14 protein-coding genes are annotated in these 13,513 nt (G+C 72.2%); 3 read left to right on the plus strand and 11 right to left on the minus strand.

Annotation, left to right across the window (positions count from 1 at the left end):
- Nucleotides 1–16 precede the first annotated feature (16 nt).
- Entirely contained in the window at nt 17–496 is a 480-nt protein-coding gene (locus IPJ95_03020; protein MBK7922587.1) for a DUF3365 domain-containing protein, read from the minus strand.
- 161 nt (nt 497–657) lie between these two features.
- Between IPJ95_03020 and IPJ95_03025 the strand changes: the two genes are divergently transcribed.
- Entirely contained in the window at nt 658–1,533 is an 876-nt protein-coding gene (locus tag IPJ95_03025; protein MBK7922588.1) for a sulfurtransferase, read from the plus strand.
- 64 nt (nt 1,534–1,597) lie between these two features.
- On the opposite strand, the gene IPJ95_03030 is transcribed toward IPJ95_03025, so the two are convergent.
- Nucleotides 1,598–2,788 carry a hypothetical protein gene (locus IPJ95_03030; GenBank protein ID MBK7922589.1) on the minus strand — a complete coding sequence of 397 codons (1,191 nt, stop codon included), beginning with the start codon at nt 2,786–2,788 and terminating at the stop codon, nt 1,598–1,600.
- A 123-nt stretch (nt 2,789–2,911) separates the two neighbouring features.
- Between IPJ95_03030 and nhaR the strand changes: the two genes are divergently transcribed.
- Entirely contained in the window at nt 2,912–3,811 is a 900-nt protein-coding gene (gene nhaR / locus IPJ95_03035) for a transcriptional activator NhaR (protein ID MBK7922590.1), read from the plus strand.
- A gap of 6 nt (nt 3,812–3,817) precedes the next feature.
- On the opposite strand, the gene IPJ95_03040 is transcribed toward nhaR, so the two are convergent.
- Nucleotides 3,818–4,354, minus strand: coding sequence for an SHOCT domain-containing protein (locus tag IPJ95_03040; GenBank protein MBK7922591.1), 537 nt, complete (start codon nt 4,352–4,354; stop codon nt 3,818–3,820).
- A 62-nt stretch (nt 4,355–4,416) separates the two neighbouring features.
- The gene (locus IPJ95_03045; protein MBK7922592.1) at nt 4,417–4,929 is read right to left on the minus strand and encodes a hypothetical protein; all 513 of its coding nucleotides are present in this window, start codon (nt 4,927–4,929) and stop codon (nt 4,417–4,419) included.
- Nucleotides 4,930–5,204: 275 nt separating this feature from the next.
- Between IPJ95_03045 and IPJ95_03050 the strand changes: the two genes are divergently transcribed.
- On the plus strand, nt 5,205–6,260 hold the full coding sequence (locus IPJ95_03050; protein MBK7922593.1) for a TerC family protein: 1,056 nt from the start codon (nt 5,205–5,207) through the stop codon (nt 6,258–6,260).
- A 114-nt stretch (nt 6,261–6,374) separates the two neighbouring features.
- Here the strand turns inward: IPJ95_03050 and IPJ95_03055 are convergent, their stop codons facing one another.
- From IPJ95_03055 to IPJ95_03085, 7 genes are all read right to left on the minus strand, one after another.
- Nucleotides 6,375–7,607, minus strand: coding sequence for an RtcB family protein (locus IPJ95_03055; protein MBK7922594.1), 1,233 nt, complete (start codon nt 7,605–7,607; stop codon nt 6,375–6,377).
- 99 nt (nt 7,608–7,706) lie between these two features.
- Nucleotides 7,707–7,952, minus strand: a complete 246-nt coding sequence (locus tag IPJ95_03060; GenBank protein MBK7922595.1) for a hypothetical protein — start codon at nt 7,950–7,952, stop codon at nt 7,707–7,709.
- Between the two features lie 26 nt (nt 7,953–7,978).
- The gene (locus IPJ95_03065; GenBank protein MBK7922596.1) at nt 7,979–8,128 is read right to left on the minus strand and encodes a hypothetical protein; all 150 of its coding nucleotides are present in this window, start codon (nt 8,126–8,128) and stop codon (nt 7,979–7,981) included.
- Nucleotides 8,129–8,614: 486 nt separating this feature from the next.
- Nucleotides 8,615–9,352, minus strand: coding sequence for a hypothetical protein (locus IPJ95_03070; protein ID MBK7922597.1), 738 nt, complete (start codon nt 9,350–9,352; stop codon nt 8,615–8,617).
- A 68-nt stretch (nt 9,353–9,420) separates the two neighbouring features.
- Nucleotides 9,421–10,671 (minus strand): RNA polymerase subunit sigma-70, encoded by a 1,251-nt coding sequence (locus tag IPJ95_03075; protein ID MBK7922598.1) that lies wholly within the window; start codon nt 10,669–10,671, stop codon nt 9,421–9,423.
- The gene (locus IPJ95_03080) at nt 10,658–11,011 is read right to left on the minus strand and encodes a transcription initiation protein (protein MBK7922599.1); all 354 of its coding nucleotides are present in this window, start codon (nt 11,009–11,011) and stop codon (nt 10,658–10,660) included. The genes IPJ95_03075 and IPJ95_03080 overlap by 14 nt, the downstream gene beginning before the upstream one ends.
- 89 nt (nt 11,012–11,100) lie before the next feature.
- A complete protein-coding gene (locus IPJ95_03085; protein MBK7922600.1) occupies nt 11,101–13,488 on the minus strand; it encodes a protein kinase in 2,388 nt (795 codons plus the stop codon).
- Nucleotides 13,489–13,513 lie beyond the last annotated feature (25 nt).

Genomic DNA, 13,513 nt, shown 5'->3' on the forward strand with positions numbered 1-13,513 from the left:
CCCGTGTGGCGTGAGATCAGCGAGCGGGCGCGCTGTCGGGGATGAACACGGCGTACACGCCGCGAAGGTCCCCGACCGCGAAGCCGTAGGCCCGGTCCTGCGGGTAACGCTGCTGGATGAAGGCGGGTCGGGCGGCGGCATCACCATGGCAGGCCAGGCAGGGCTGCTCCACCACGATCCGGCGGAAGTAACGGATCCCGGGCTGGCCCTCACGGGTCGATGCCAGCCAGAGGCTCAGCACGCCGGGGTGCCGTTCGAAGACGCGGGTGGCGAACTTCCCCTCCTCGTCCAGGGCGTTCGCGGGGTTCCGGTTGCGGCCGGCCAGCTGCGCCACCTGCCACCCGCGGGCGGCCCCCTCCGTTCGCGCGCGGGCGCCGACCGGCCGGCACACCTGGGCAAAGGTCGCGCTGTCCGGGACCGTCCCGGCGCCGATCCCGGCGGCGAGCCCCGAGCGCATGGCATCGAGTTCCTCGATGAAGCGCACCGCCTCGGCCATCGGGGCCGCGGGCGGACGTGGGGCCTGGGCCGCCACAGGGACGGCGGCCAGGAGGGGAAGCAGGATCAGGCAGGCGTGGCGACGCACAGGAGCCTCGACAGGAAGTTGTATCAATGACTATATAGTTATATATTGCCTTCGTCAACCACCCGAGGCCAGTCATGTCCCGTGCACTGTTGTTGCTCGCCTGCGCCGCCACCGGGCTTCCCGCCCAGGCGCCCGCCCCCCGGCCCGACCTGGTCACCTCCGTGGCCGCGCTGGCGGGCCGACTCTCCGACCCCGCGCTGGTGATCGTGCAGGTGGACCGTGACCCGGCACCCTACCAGGACGGCCACATCCCGGGCGCCCGGTTCGTGCCGCTCCGGGCCATCGTGGTGGAGCGCGCCGGTGTTCCCAACGAGCTGCCGGAGGTGGCGGTCCTCGACTCGGTGCTGGCATCCGTGGGCATCAGCGATGGGACCCCGATCGTGATCTATGGGGAGCCCCTCGCGGCGGCGCGGCTCTTCTTCACCCTGGACTACCTCGGCCTGGGCGACCAGGCGAGCCTGCTCGACGGCGGCCTCGCCGCCTGGAAGGCGGCCGGCCAGCCGGTGACCCGCGACCTCCCGCCCGGGCGCACGGGCCACCTGGCATCGCGGGCCCGGCCCGAGGTGCTGATCGAGGCGCCCGAGCTGGCGCGGCGGCTGGGTGACTCCGCCCTCGTGGTGCTCGACGCGCGCCCGCCGGCCGAATGGAGCGGGAGCACGGGGGGAGAGGGTGTGCCGCGGGCCGGGCATATCCCGGGAGCCCGCAGCTTCTTCTGGCGCTGGGCGCTTGCCGGGGCGGATCCGCCGTCCCTCAAGGACCCGGCGGTGCTGGCCAAGCTGCTCGGACGCGTCGGGCTCGCGCCGGGGCGCGAGGTGATCACGTACTGCCGGACGGGGGTGCAGGCGAGCCACCTCTATTACGTGGCCCGGACCCTCGGCTACCGGCCGCGGATGTACGACGGCTCGTTCCTCGAATGGAGTCGGGTGGCCGAACTGCCGGTGGAACGCTGAGGGTGGAGACGCGACGGGGCGAGGCTCGCGCCTCGCCCCGCCGTGCCACGATTCCCGCAGGGCTTCAGAAGGCGGCGACGATCCCGACCGTCACGCGGGCCAGCTCCTGCTCCATGTCGTAGGTCATCTCCCCGCTCACCCGCAGGTTCCGCTGGACCAGGTGGCCGATCCCGCCGGAGATGCTCTCATAGCGCTTGCCGGGACCGGGGCCACCGAGCCGCACGTCCATCAGCGGCCGGTTGGCCGTGACGAGATTGTACAGCGCGAAGCCGTAGAACCGGCTGTTGGCCGGCCGCACGATCAGCTCACCGAAGCCGCCGTTCACCCGTACTTCGGGCTCCCCCGCGGTGTAGGTGGGCTCGTCGTCGCGGCGGTGGACAAACTGCCCGTTGAGCTCCACGGGACCGAGCGACACGGTGCCATCCACGCCGACCATCCGGGTCTTGTTGGTGGTGCCGTTGGCGGTGGAGCGGCCGTAGTACCCGAAGATGCCCAGGCGGAGCGGCGCGGCGAGGTCGCGGGTGACGTGCAGGAAGAAGTTCTTGCTCGCGTCGGTGTCGTAGCGCCGGTTGGCCTGGGCGCCGCCGATGCCGCTGCCGTTGAGCACCTCGGCGGTGACGGTGAAGCCGGCGAGGTCGGCCAGGCCCATGAGCCCGCGGTCGTAGGTCAGGTCGATGGGGACGTCGCCGACGCGGGCGCGGTACACGGCGTAGTCCTCGAACTCGAGGCGCAGTTCCCGCTTGAACAGCGGATCGGACACCTGGAACTGGCCCACGGCCAGGTCGAACGGCACGCCACCGATGTCGTTGATGTGCAGGAAGGCGTCCTCGACGCCGCCGATGTCACCCCGCTCCACCAGGAAGGTGTAGAAGTAGTAGGAGATCTTCTTCGAGATCGCCCCTCCCGAGAGCACCTTGACCCCGTAGGGGTACTGGAAGTCGGTCGCGACGTCGCCGTTGGCGTAGGCCTGGGCATACATCTCGAGGCGGACCGCCAGCGGGACGTCCTTCATGAGGGCCAGCAGCTCATCGCCGGTCCCGATGGTGTCCATGGGCTCCTCGGTGGGGCTCATGCGGTAGCCATTGGCGGCAAACTGGGCGCCGAAGTCGTTCAGCTTGGGAAACGGGTCATGGCAGGTCTGGCAGCTGACCTTGTACCGTCGCGCAAACGCGGGAATGGCGGACGCGGGCCCCGGGAGCAGGGTGGCGAACGCCAGGACGGCGGTCAGGGTGATCCCCCAACGACGCACGGGCATGGTGATTCCTCGGACGGAGAGTGGTGCCGCAAGTCTAATCCGGTCGGATGAAACGGTCATGAACCCCCGCTGAGTCCCCGGTCGGCCCCTTGGCGGACGGACCGGCCCACCGCACCTTCCAGCATGGCGTGGCTCAACTACCATCACCTCTTGTACTTCTGGACGGTCGCGCGCGAGGGCAGCATTGCCCGCGCCACCCGGAAGCTGCACCTCACACAGCCCACGATCAGCGCCCAGATCCACCGGCTCGAGGAGAGCCTCGGCGAGCAGTTGTTCACGCGCAGCGGCCGGCGGCTGGTCCTGACGGAGGTGGGCCAAGTAGTGTACCGCTACGCCGACGAGATCTTCACCCTCGGCCGCGAGCTGCAGGATGTGCTCGCGGGACAGCCCACCGGGCGGCCGCTCCGGCTGTCAGTCGGGATCGCCGACCAGCTCCCGAAGCTCCTGGCCCACCGGCTGCTGGCCCCGGCCTTCGGGCTGGCCGAGCCGGTGCACCTGCTCTGCCGGGAGGGCAAGCCGGATCGGCTCTTCGCCGACCTGACGACGCATGACCTCGACCTGGTCCTGAGCGATGCCCCGGTGACCGCCGAGACCCGGGTGCGCGCCTTCAATCACCTGCTCGGCGAGACCGGGGTGGCGGTGTTCGGCGTGGCGCCCCTGGCGGAGAAGTACCGGCGTGGGTTTCCCCGGTCGCTGGACGGTGCGCCGTTCCTGCTCCCCGCCGCCGGCACGGCCCTGCGGCATTCGCTGGAGGAGTGGTTCGACCGGCAGCGGGTCCGGCCGTCGATCGTGGGGGAATTCAGCGACAGCGCCCTGCTCAAGGTCTTCGGGATGGGCGGGCTCGGGCTGTTCGCGGCCCCGACCGCCATCGGGGACGACATCCGCCGGCAGTACGAGGTGAAGGCCATCGGTCCGCTGGATGGCGTGCGCGAGGCCTTCTATGCCATCACGGTCGAGCGCCGCCTCCGCCACCCGGCCGTGGTGGCGATCTCCGAGGCGGCGCGGGAGCGGCTCTTCGCCTGACGGGCCTCACCCGCCGAGCAGCCGCCGCTTGAGGGCCATGAACTCCGCCTCGTTCAGCACGCCGCGATCGAGCAGCCGCGCCAGGTCGGCCAGGCTCGCCAGCCGTTCCTGGGTGGCGGGCGGGGCCGGCGTGGGCCCGACAAGTGGTGGTGCGTAGGCGGCCCGGGAGGGCAGCCGGTCGCGCACCCACTGGACGAACCCCTCCGCGCGGGCCGGGTCCGCTCCCTCCAGCGCGAACTTGCGGCCCGACGCGTACAGCCGCACCCGCGCCCCCTGGCGGTCCCGGGTCCAATGGACCTCGTGCAGTTCCGGGTAGCGGACCTCGGTGACCTTCCGCGCGTGATACTCCCGCTCCAGCAGCAGCACCCGCCCCTCCGTGGCCACCCAGAGCACCGTCGCCTCATCTTCGCGGCCTCCCACCCAGCGGGCGGGGGTCTCCCCGGGGGCCCTTTCGGCCACCAGCGCTTCCGCATCGGGGGCGTCATCCGGGCGGGAGGGGTGGCGCGGGCGGACCGGGGCGGTCAATCGCATGTCGTTCAGCATCTGGACTCCAGTGGCCCAGGCGGGCGCGCCCGCCCGAGCCGTGAGGGATGAGCGGTCAGGGGTCAGCGGGCGCGGCCGGGGCTCGGGGCCTCGGAGGCGATCCCCAGCTTTCGGGCCAGGGTGTGCTGGAGGTCCTCCGCCATGGCCAGCGAGCCGTAGAGGCCGGAGGAGAGGTGACGCACCTCGGTGCGACGGGGCGCCGGGGTCGCCGCCTCCTCCGCGAGGCGCGCGGCGAGCCCGTCCGCCTTGGTGAAGAGATCCCGCAGGAAGGTCACCTCGGTCTGCACCAGGCCAGCCTGGGCGGCCGGGAGCTTGTCGGCCATCCGCGTCCACGCGGCGGCGGTGGCCCGTACGGCCTCCCCGACCTGACGGGCCTGCGGTTCGGTGAGGTCGCGGTCGAGGGTCACGCGGCTGCTGGCCCAGTCGTAGAGGCCGAGCAGCTGGCTGCGGCCACGCGAGAGGCCCTGCAGGACCTCCCGGTGGGCCTCGGCGGCATGGGTGTCGGCAAAGCGGGGGGCCGGCGCCTCGGCGGGGGTCGTGGCCAGGAGCGTGGCGGCGGTCAGCAGGGTCAACATGGCATCTCCTCCGATGGGAGCGAGTCGGTCGATGGTGTCCGGGCGGAGCCCGGGCCGGGCTGGGGGGAGTTGCACGGTCCGGACTCCGCCTCCACCCGACGGCCCCAAGCTAGGACCGCCGCCACTCATTTACCAGCCGAACTTTCCTAATCATCCCATCGTTTTTCTCAATGCAATATCAGCGCAGTTCCCCTAACAATACATTGAGAAAAACAATGCTAAAGATCCAATTGTTCCATTTGTTCGCTGAACCATTGGCCGCTACAATTGGCGCCATGCTGCTGAGCCTCCTCGCCGCCCATGTGGCCCTGTTCATCGACCTGCCGCCGATCACCTGGGCCTACGGCGCCTTCCTGGCGCTGGTGGTCCTCTTCCTTGCGCTCGACCTCGGGGTGTTTCACCGCACGGCCCACGTCGTGGGCATGCGCGAGGCCGCCACCTGGACCGTGGTCTGGGTGGCCACCGCGTTGGCGTTCAATGTGGCGATCTACTTTTTCTACGAGGCGCACCGGCTGGGGCTCGGGCTCGACGTGCCCCAGCTCGACGGGAGCACCCGTCCGCTGGTGGGCGGGCTTGAGGCGGCCAAGCTGTTCTTCGCGGGGTACGTGGTCGAGAAGTCGCTGAGTCTCGACAACGTCTTCGTGATCGCGCTGATTTTCGGCTACTTCGGCACCCCTGCGCAGTACCAGCACCGGGTGCTCTTCTGGGGCATCCTGGGCGCGCTGGTGATGCGCGGGGCGATGATCGCGGTGGGGGCACAGCTGCTCCAGCACTTCAGCTGGGTGATCTACCTCTTCGGCGGCTTCCTGATCCTCACCGCGATCAAGATGGCGCGGACCTCGGGGGCGGCGATCGACCCGGAGCGGAACATCCTGGTCCGCCTGGTGCGGCGGGTGATGCCGGTGAGTCCGTCCTACGACGGGCAGCGGTTCTTCACGCGGATCGACGGGCGCCGCGCCGCCACGCCGCTGCTGCTCGCGCTGGTGATGGTGGAGTTCACCGACCTGGTGTTCGCGGTGGACTCGATCCCCGCCATCTTCGCGATCACCGCTGACCCGTTCCTAGTGCTCACCTCGAACGTCTTCGCGATCCTGGGGCTGCGGTCGCTGTACTTCTGCCTCGCGGCGATGATGGACCAGTTCCGCTACCTCAAGCCGGCGCTGGTCGGGGTGCTCGGGTTTGTCGGGGTGAAGGTGCTGCTGGTGCACTCGCCCTGGAAGATCGATACGACTGTGTCGCTCGTCGTGGTGCTCACGATTCTCACCACAGGCGTCGTGGCCTCCGTCATCGCAGCACGGCGGAGCGGCGAGCGACTGGGTGGCGCGGCCTGACCGGACCCGCCACCGACCCCGGCCTGGCCGGGACCCGCACCGGTTCCTCCACACGAACCTGCCCGGCCCGTCCCGCGAGGGGCGGGCCGATTCGTGTGCCGGGCCGCCACCGGCTCAGTCCTTGTACGGATCGACCTCGCCGGCGCCGGCCATCACCACCACCAGGGGCCGGAGGGTGTGCAGCACCTCGATGGTCCCGCGCTGGGCGCGCAGCACCTCCGACAGCCGCCGGTAGACCTGAGGACTCTCGTCGAGCCCGCCCCCGCGGAGGATGACACCCTTTTCATCCACCCGGCGGCGCATGGCCTCGGGACTCACCCGCCCGGGGGTGATCACCCGGCCGGTCTTCCGGTGCACCTTCCCCGCCGCCTGGGTGCGGGACATGACCCGCCCCGCCCCATGCACGGTGGAAAACAGCGCCGACCGCTGCAGTTCGGCCACGGGCTCGCCGATGGCGTCCGGGCCCGGCGCCGCGCCGCGCACGATCACCGCGTCATCGGCCATGGAGCCGCCGACAAAGCCGAGCTGCCCGGGGAAGGCGGGCGTGGCGCCCTTCCGCACCACCACCAGCTCCTCGCCCTCGTGGGTTTCCTTCCAGGCGAAGTTATGGTGGTTGTGCACCAGCTCCAGCTCCCGGCCACCCAGCAGGCGCACCACCTTGCGGGCCACCCACTCGCGGCCGGCGTAGGCGTAGGTGCCCGCCAGGCTCATGAGGGCCCAGTAGTCGTGCCCGATGGGCACACCGAGGTCGAGCAGCACCTCGCGCTCCGGCACACGCGCGTCCCACGCCTCGCCCTGGCCCAGCGCGAGGAACGCCGAGGCCACGGTGTGACCCAGGCCGCGGCTGCCGAAGTGCACTCCCACCCAGAGCGCCCCCGCCTCGTCGGCGAAGACGTCCACGTAGTGGTTGCCGCTCCCCACGGTCCCGAGCTGGGCGCGGGCCTTCTCCCGCAGGTTGCCCCGGTGCCGCGGCGGGACGACATCCCACGCCGGGTCATCGAACAGCGGCGCGTCCACCGGCGCGTCATCGGCGCGGTTCTTCCGACCGACCCCGAAGCTGATGCTGTCCGCGATCTCGTCGGCCAACGCCCGCAGCGCCTTGCCCTGCCTGCCGGGATTGGCGCCGAGGGCCTCGAGGGTCAGGTCGGTGCGGATGGCGGCGTTGCCGCAGGCGATGTCAAAGCCCACGCCCACCACCGAGACCTGGTCGCGGTAGGCCGCCACGCCACCGATGGGCATGACGTAGCCCACGTGGCCGTCGGCCATGAGGGCCACCTTCCGCGCCCGCTCCGCCACCTTGCGCAGCTGGAGCAGGGTGTTCTCGTCGTGCATCCCGAAGACCTGCATGCCACCTCCTGCCGCCTCCCCGCCAGCGGGGGATGCGGGAATCGGGGTGCGGGAAGCGGATGACCCTCGCGGGCGTCCGCCCCCGTTCCCCTGGGAATCTTACTCCTCTTCTTCATCCAGCCGCCGGCGGAAGGTCCGCTCGGCGGCCCGGTTCTCGGCGTAGCACTGGCTCACCGAGCGCACCTGGTCGGCGCGGATCCGGATCCTGGCGCCCGTCAGGTCCACGAACGTGATCCACCGGGGCGCGAGCCACCGGGCCAGCTGGTGCTCGATCGCCCGGGCCATCGTGGCCGAGACGGACCAGTGCCCGCACTCCGCGCAGACCAGGAAGTAGTCCGTGTTCATCCGGGCTTCCTGGGTTGGCGTGGGTCCTACACGGGCAGCAGTTCGGCGTGTGCCACCGGACGCGCGCGGGCCGTGCGGAGCAGCGGGTAGACCGCACGCTCCGCGGCGCGGATCGCGAACGAGGGCTCGTAGCGATCCTCCGGCGTCTCGAGCAGCAGGAGACGGATATCCAGCATGGGCCCTCCTTTCGCGTGGGGGGGCAGGAGTGGCGCGGCGGACGGGGTCCACCCGTGCCGGGAGTCGCGTGCCCGTGGTCCGCGTGGCCACCGGCCGCCGGCCACCCCTGCCCCATGAATGCAGATCGCCCCACCCGTGACCGGCACAGGTGGGGCGATCTGCCCTCGCGAACGCGACCGAATGGGTCAGTCCGCCGAGGTCACCTGGGTGCCGTGGATTCTGTTCGTGCCTGCATCGGCCGCAGCACTCTGGCCGCGCGGGAACGCGGCCGGGGCCGCGCCTTGCACGTCAGGGTACCGCGCGATGGTCTTCGATCCGCCGAATGTCATGCCTGCCTCAGGTACCGGAAAAAAAGAAAGTCGCGTCTCCGGGGCGGGTGTCCCGCCTCGATGATGAGGCGGCGGGACACGATGCCATCGGGACGCGACTCCCAAGCGGGGCCAACTATACGAACGCGGCCACGCGCTGTCAATAGTTGTTCTGGCTCAGTGGCCGGCGGTATCCACGGTGAGCGAGAAGCCGTTGGCGCCCGCCTGCATCCGGACCACGTCGCGCCCGTTCTTGTCCCGCACCCGAAGCATGGCGCCGGCGGAATCCGCCAGCAACCGCACCAGACTGCGCCCGAATTCATCGTTGACCTTGATGTTGGCGCCATGCTGGTCGGCGAAGAGCTGCACCAGCTCCCCCTGGTCGCCGGTGGCCTCGACCTGGACCTTGCCGCCGAGATCCGCGTGCAGCTCGAAGGGATCGCCCTCTCGGAGGCCGGCCTCGGCGTCGCGCGTGACCATCACCCGGCGCACCAGGCCCGAGGGTTCGAAGGTCACCTCACCGAGACTCACCCGGCCCTGCTCGCTCGTGGCGCAGCGGAAGCCGCGCTCGATGTCCATGTCGCGCCCGCCCTCGGGCTCGAGCACGCAGCCCTGCAGGGTGCGCCCGGCCGTCGGCGAGGTGAGGACCACCGTGGCGTTGAGCTCGGGCAGTTCCCCCGCCCGGGCCCGCCGGACCGCCACCTGCCGTACGGTGCCCACGGCTTCACCGTTGAGCCGGAAGGGCATCTCCGCGCGCGCGGCGCCCTCACTGGTCCAGACCGCGGCATGCTGCACCGCGCTGGCGATGGCGTGCCCGGTGGCGGCCTTGGCCTGCCGCCCGAGGGTGATGAGCAGCATGCCGACGGCAAAGACGCCGAGGGCGCCGAGACCGATCCTGGACCAGAGGCTCTTCATGGGTCCTCCCTGAAACGTGCGATGGGGCGGGATACTTGGCGCCCTACGGCCCCCCCTGAGGGACAGTTTCAGGCTGGGACGGCCACCCGGGCCAGCTCGCGGGCCAGGAAGTCCCGGGCGGGGCCGGTCTCGGTGAGGGCCAGCGCGCAGGTGAGCGCGACATGCGCCAGGTCCCGCCGCCCGCCGGCGGCAAGCAGCCGGCCCCGTGCGGCGTGGTACCAGGGTGAACGTTTCAGCGCCGGGACACCCGACAGCACCTCGAGCTCCGCGAATCCGACGGCGGCACCGCGCAGCTCGCCGAGTGCGACCGCGCGATTGAGCCGGACCACCGGGGAGTCCTCGAGCTGGAGCAGCTTGTCATACGCGGCGACGATCCGCCCCCAGTCGGTCTCCCCGAACGACGGCGCCGCGGCGTGCAGCGCGGCGATCTCGGCCTCGAGGTGCAGGCGGGTGACCGGATCCCCGCCGATGGCGGACTGCAGGTGCCGGAAGCCGGCGGCCACCAGGCGGGGATCCCAGCGGGTGCGGTCCTGGTCCGGCAGCAGGATCAGCTGCCCGCCATCGGCGCGCGCCGGCAGCCGCGCGGCGAGCAGGCAGGTGAGCCCGGCGAGCGCATGGGTGGTGGAGCCGCGGGTCGACGGGTGCGTGGCGAGCGCCGTGGCCAGTCGCAGCGCCTCCGCACAGAGATCGAGCCGAATCGGGTCGGGGCCCCGGGTCGGGGCGAATCCCTCGTTGAAGATGAGGTAGACCACCTCCACCGCCGCCGGGAGCGCGGCGGCGAGGGCGGCGCCATCGGAGCGCAGCGCCACCAGCTCCGGTGCCGCGCGGAGACTCCGCTTGGCCCGCACCAGCCGCTGCGCCACCGTGGCATCCTCGAGCAGCAACGCCCGCGCAATCTCGCGTGCACTCAGGCCCGCGATCACGTTGAGCGCGAGCGGCACCCCCACCTCACGGGGCAGCGGCAGCGCGGCGCAGGTGACGAGCAGGGCGAGCAGGTCGTCCGGCACGTCGGTCTCGCCGGGCGTGGCGAGCGCCGCCTCCGCCGCCAGCGCGGGCTCCAGGCGCTGGGCGGTGGACTCGTGCCGCACCCGGTCGAGGGCACGGCGCCACGCCGCCTGGTACAGCCACGCCGCGGGATCGGCGGGCACGCCCGCGAAGGGCCAGGTCCGGAGCGCGGCAAGCAGCGCGTCCTGGGTGGCGTCCTCGGCCAGGTCGAACCGTTCCGGCCCCAGCCGGCCCACGAGCGCGGCGACCACCCGCCCGTAGGCGTGCCGGAACAGGTCGGCCACCAGGCCGGCGATCGGTTCAGTCGTGCTCACCGATCTCCACCTCGCGGACCTCCACCCAGCCGTTGTCGACGTGGGGGCAGTCCCGCGCGATGGCCAGCGCGCCGGCGAGGTCCGGCGCCACGACAACGAAGTAGCCTCCGACCACGTCCTTGGTCTCGGTGAAGGGACCGTCCGTGACCCGCCCCGCAGCGTCGCGGCCCACGCGCCGGCCCACCCCGTCCCGCAGCTTCACCCCGGCGGTGAGCTTCCCGGCTTCCGCCATGCGGCGGGTCCAGTCGGCGTAGCGCGCGACGATGGCCTGCATGTCGGCCGGGGAGAGCTCGGCGAAGGTGGCAGGATCCTCGTGCAGCAGCAGGAGGTAGGATGGCACGATCGGCTCCAGGAAGGGGGTTCGCGACCGCCCCCGTGGCGGCCGCTCACCCTACAGACGGGCGAGCGGGCACCCGCTCGACAGCCCGGTCAGCGGGAGGGGGCCGGGAGGGCGGCGAGGTTCATGGCCGCGCGGAGCGCCTGGAATCGGGGCTCGTCCCAGATCGGGGCAAACCATGAGACGTTGAGCGGCGCGGAGTAGAGCATGCCGTCGCGCGCCGCGTAAGCGCGCTCCAGCCAGTCGAGGGCGGCGGCGCGCTCCCCGAGACTCACCAGTCCGATGGCCACCGAGGTGGGCGACGCCTTCCCCGCCCGCCCCGCAGCCTCGAGCTCCCGCAGGAGCTGCTGCGCCCGGGAACGGTCACCGGCGCCGGCCACGGCCGCCACGTGCACGCCCCCGAAGGGATTCTGCGGCGCCAGGCGCATGGCCTCCTCGAGGGGCTGGACCGCCTGCGCCGGCTCGCCCGCCCAGAGATGGGTCGAGCCGAGGAAGGCGTACCCGGTCCACAGGCCCGGGGCGAGCGCGATGGCGCGCCGTCCGACGGCCGCGGCGGAGTCGTGCTGCCCGGCGAGGGCAAGCAGGTAGCCCAGCTCCCCGGTGATGATGGGCGACATCGGATCGATGCGCGCCGCCGCCTGCATCGCGGCCACGGCGTCGGCGGGACGGCCCACGCTGGCGTACAGCTCGCCGAGCCACTGGTGGGCGGAGGCATAGGTCGAGTCGGCGGCGATGGCGCGGCGGAGCGCGGTCTCCGCATCGCTCCAGCGCCCGAGCGTCTTGTAGAGCTGGCCGCGGGCGGCGTGCGCGTCGGCGAGGGTGCTGTCGAGCGCGAGGGCGCGGCCTGCGGCGCGCTCGACGATGGGCAGCACCGAGTCCACGGGGGTGGGCCCGTAGACCGGCAGCAGGCCGAGGGCATCGGCCAGGCCGGCCCAGGCACGGGCAAAGGAGGAATCGCGCGCGATGGCCTGCTCGAAGTACCCCGCGGCGAGTCGCAGCGACGCCTCGCCCCGCTGGCGCCAGTGGAAACGGCCCTTGAGGAACAGATCGTAGGCCGCCATGTCGCCGGTGGCTCGGGTGGCCACGGGCGCGGCCGGCTCGAAGGCCACCTCGAGCGCGCTGGCGATGGCGCGGCCGACCTCCTCCTGCACCTGGAAGACGTCCGTCACCTCGCGCTCGTAGCTCTCGGCCCAGCGCACCAGGCCGTCCGACGCGCTGGTGAGCTGCACCGCCACGCGGACCCGGTCCCCGCCGCGGCGCACCGAGCCGGCCAGCACGTTGGCGACGCCAAGCTGGCGGGCCACCTCGCGCACATCGGCGCCGCGCCCGCGCATCGCGAAGGCGGAGGTGGACGAGGCCACCCGGAGGCTCGGCACCCGCGAGAGGGCGATGGTCAGCTCCTCGGTGATGCCGTCGGCGAAGTAGGCGTCGGCGGAGTCGCCGCCGCTCAGGGTGAGCGGGAGCACGGCGAGCGAATTGGGCGGGACACCGCCGGCCGGCGCATCCCGGCGCCCGAGCATCCACCAGGCGAGGGCCAGGCCGAGCCCGGCGACGCCCACCAGTGCCGGCAGGCGCCAGCGCGGCGCGGGCGCGACGACCGCGACGGGGCCGCTGCCCGTGAAGGCAGTATCCAGGTCGGCGACGACCTCGTCGGCCGTGGCGGGGCGCTGGGCCGGATCCTTGGCCAGGCAGCGATGCACCAGCGCGGCGAGCGCCGGCGGCACCCCGGGCACCAGCGACGCCAGCGGCTCCGGTTCACGGGCCACGATGGCGGTGAGCAGCTCGCGTGGAGGGAGCCCCGCGAAGGGGGCGCGGCCGGCGAGCATCTCGTAAGCCATGGCGCCGAAGGAGTAGAGGTCGGCGCGGTGATCCGTGGACGGATCGGCGGCGGCCTGCTCCGGGGCCATGTACCCGAGGGTGCCGAGCGAGGTGCCAAGCGCGGTGAGCGGCGCGCCACCCGAGGCCGTGGGCGCGACCGGCCGCTCGTGGCCGGCGGAGAGCGCCTTGGCCACGCCGAAGTCGGTGACCATCGCCGCGCCGCCGGAGAGCAGCACGTTGTCGGGCTTGATGTCGCGGTGGACCACGCCGCGGGCGTGGGCAAAGGCGAGCGCCCGCGCGGCATCGCGCAGGATCGGCACCGCTTCCCGGGGCGGGATGGTGCCGCGCTGCTCCAGGGCGGCGCGCAGCGACTCGCCAGCCACGAACGGCATGGTGTAATAGGGGAGCTCCCCCAGCACGCCGGTGCCGAGCACGGTGACGATGTTGGGGTGCTGCAGCTGGGCGGAGAGCTGCACCTCCTGCTCGAAGCGCTCGCGGTTCACCCCGGCGGCCAGCTCCGGTGCGAGCACCTTGGCCACGATCCGCCGGCCGAGGGTCCGGTCCAGCGCCAGGAAGACGCGCGACATGCCACCGCCACCCAGCTCCCGTTCGACGGAATACTGGGCGCCAAGGGACTGCTGCAGGGCGTCGCGGAGGTCCATGGGGTCCTGGTGAGACAGCCGGCCG

Source organism: Gemmatimonadota bacterium (genome assembly GCA_016713785.1).
GTDB lineage: Bacteria > Gemmatimonadota > Gemmatimonadetes > Gemmatimonadales > GWC2-71-9 > JADJOM01.

Excerpts from the sequence above, each read along its gene's own strand:
- nhaR (MBK7922590.1), top strand. The coding sequence starts at position 2,912 with ATGGCGTGGCTCAACTACCATCACCTCTTGTACTTCTGGACGGTCGCG.
- IPJ95_03085 (MBK7922600.1), bottom strand. The coding sequence starts at position 13,488 with ATGGACCTCCGCGACGCCCTGCAGCAGTCCCTTGGCGCCCAGTATTCC.
- IPJ95_03030 (MBK7922589.1), bottom strand. The coding sequence starts at position 2,788 with ATGCCCGTGCGTCGTTGGGGGATCACCCTGACCGCCGTCCTGGCGTTC.
- IPJ95_03040 (MBK7922591.1), bottom strand. The coding sequence starts at position 4,354 with ATGCTGAACGACATGCGATTGACCGCCCCGGTCCGCCCGCGCCACCCC.
- IPJ95_03055 (MBK7922594.1), bottom strand. The coding sequence starts at position 7,607 with ATGCAGGTCTTCGGGATGCACGACGAGAACACCCTGCTCCAGCTGCGC.
- IPJ95_03045 (MBK7922592.1), bottom strand. The coding sequence starts at position 4,929 with ATGTTGACCCTGCTGACCGCCGCCACGCTCCTGGCCACGACCCCCGCC.
- IPJ95_03060 (MBK7922595.1), bottom strand. The coding sequence starts at position 7,952 with ATGAACACGGACTACTTCCTGGTCTGCGCGGAGTGCGGGCACTGGTCC.
- IPJ95_03065 (MBK7922596.1), bottom strand. The coding sequence starts at position 8,128 with ATGCTGGATATCCGTCTCCTGCTGCTCGAGACGCCGGAGGATCGCTAC.
- IPJ95_03025 (MBK7922588.1), top strand. The coding sequence starts at position 658 with ATGTCCCGTGCACTGTTGTTGCTCGCCTGCGCCGCCACCGGGCTTCCC.
- IPJ95_03020 (MBK7922587.1), bottom strand. The coding sequence starts at position 496 with ATGGCCGAGGCGGTGCGCTTCATCGAGGAACTCGATGCCATGCGCTCG.
- IPJ95_03050 (MBK7922593.1), top strand. The coding sequence starts at position 5,205 with ATGCTGCTGAGCCTCCTCGCCGCCCATGTGGCCCTGTTCATCGACCTG.
- IPJ95_03070 (MBK7922597.1), bottom strand. The coding sequence starts at position 9,352 with ATGAAGAGCCTCTGGTCCAGGATCGGTCTCGGCGCCCTCGGCGTCTTT.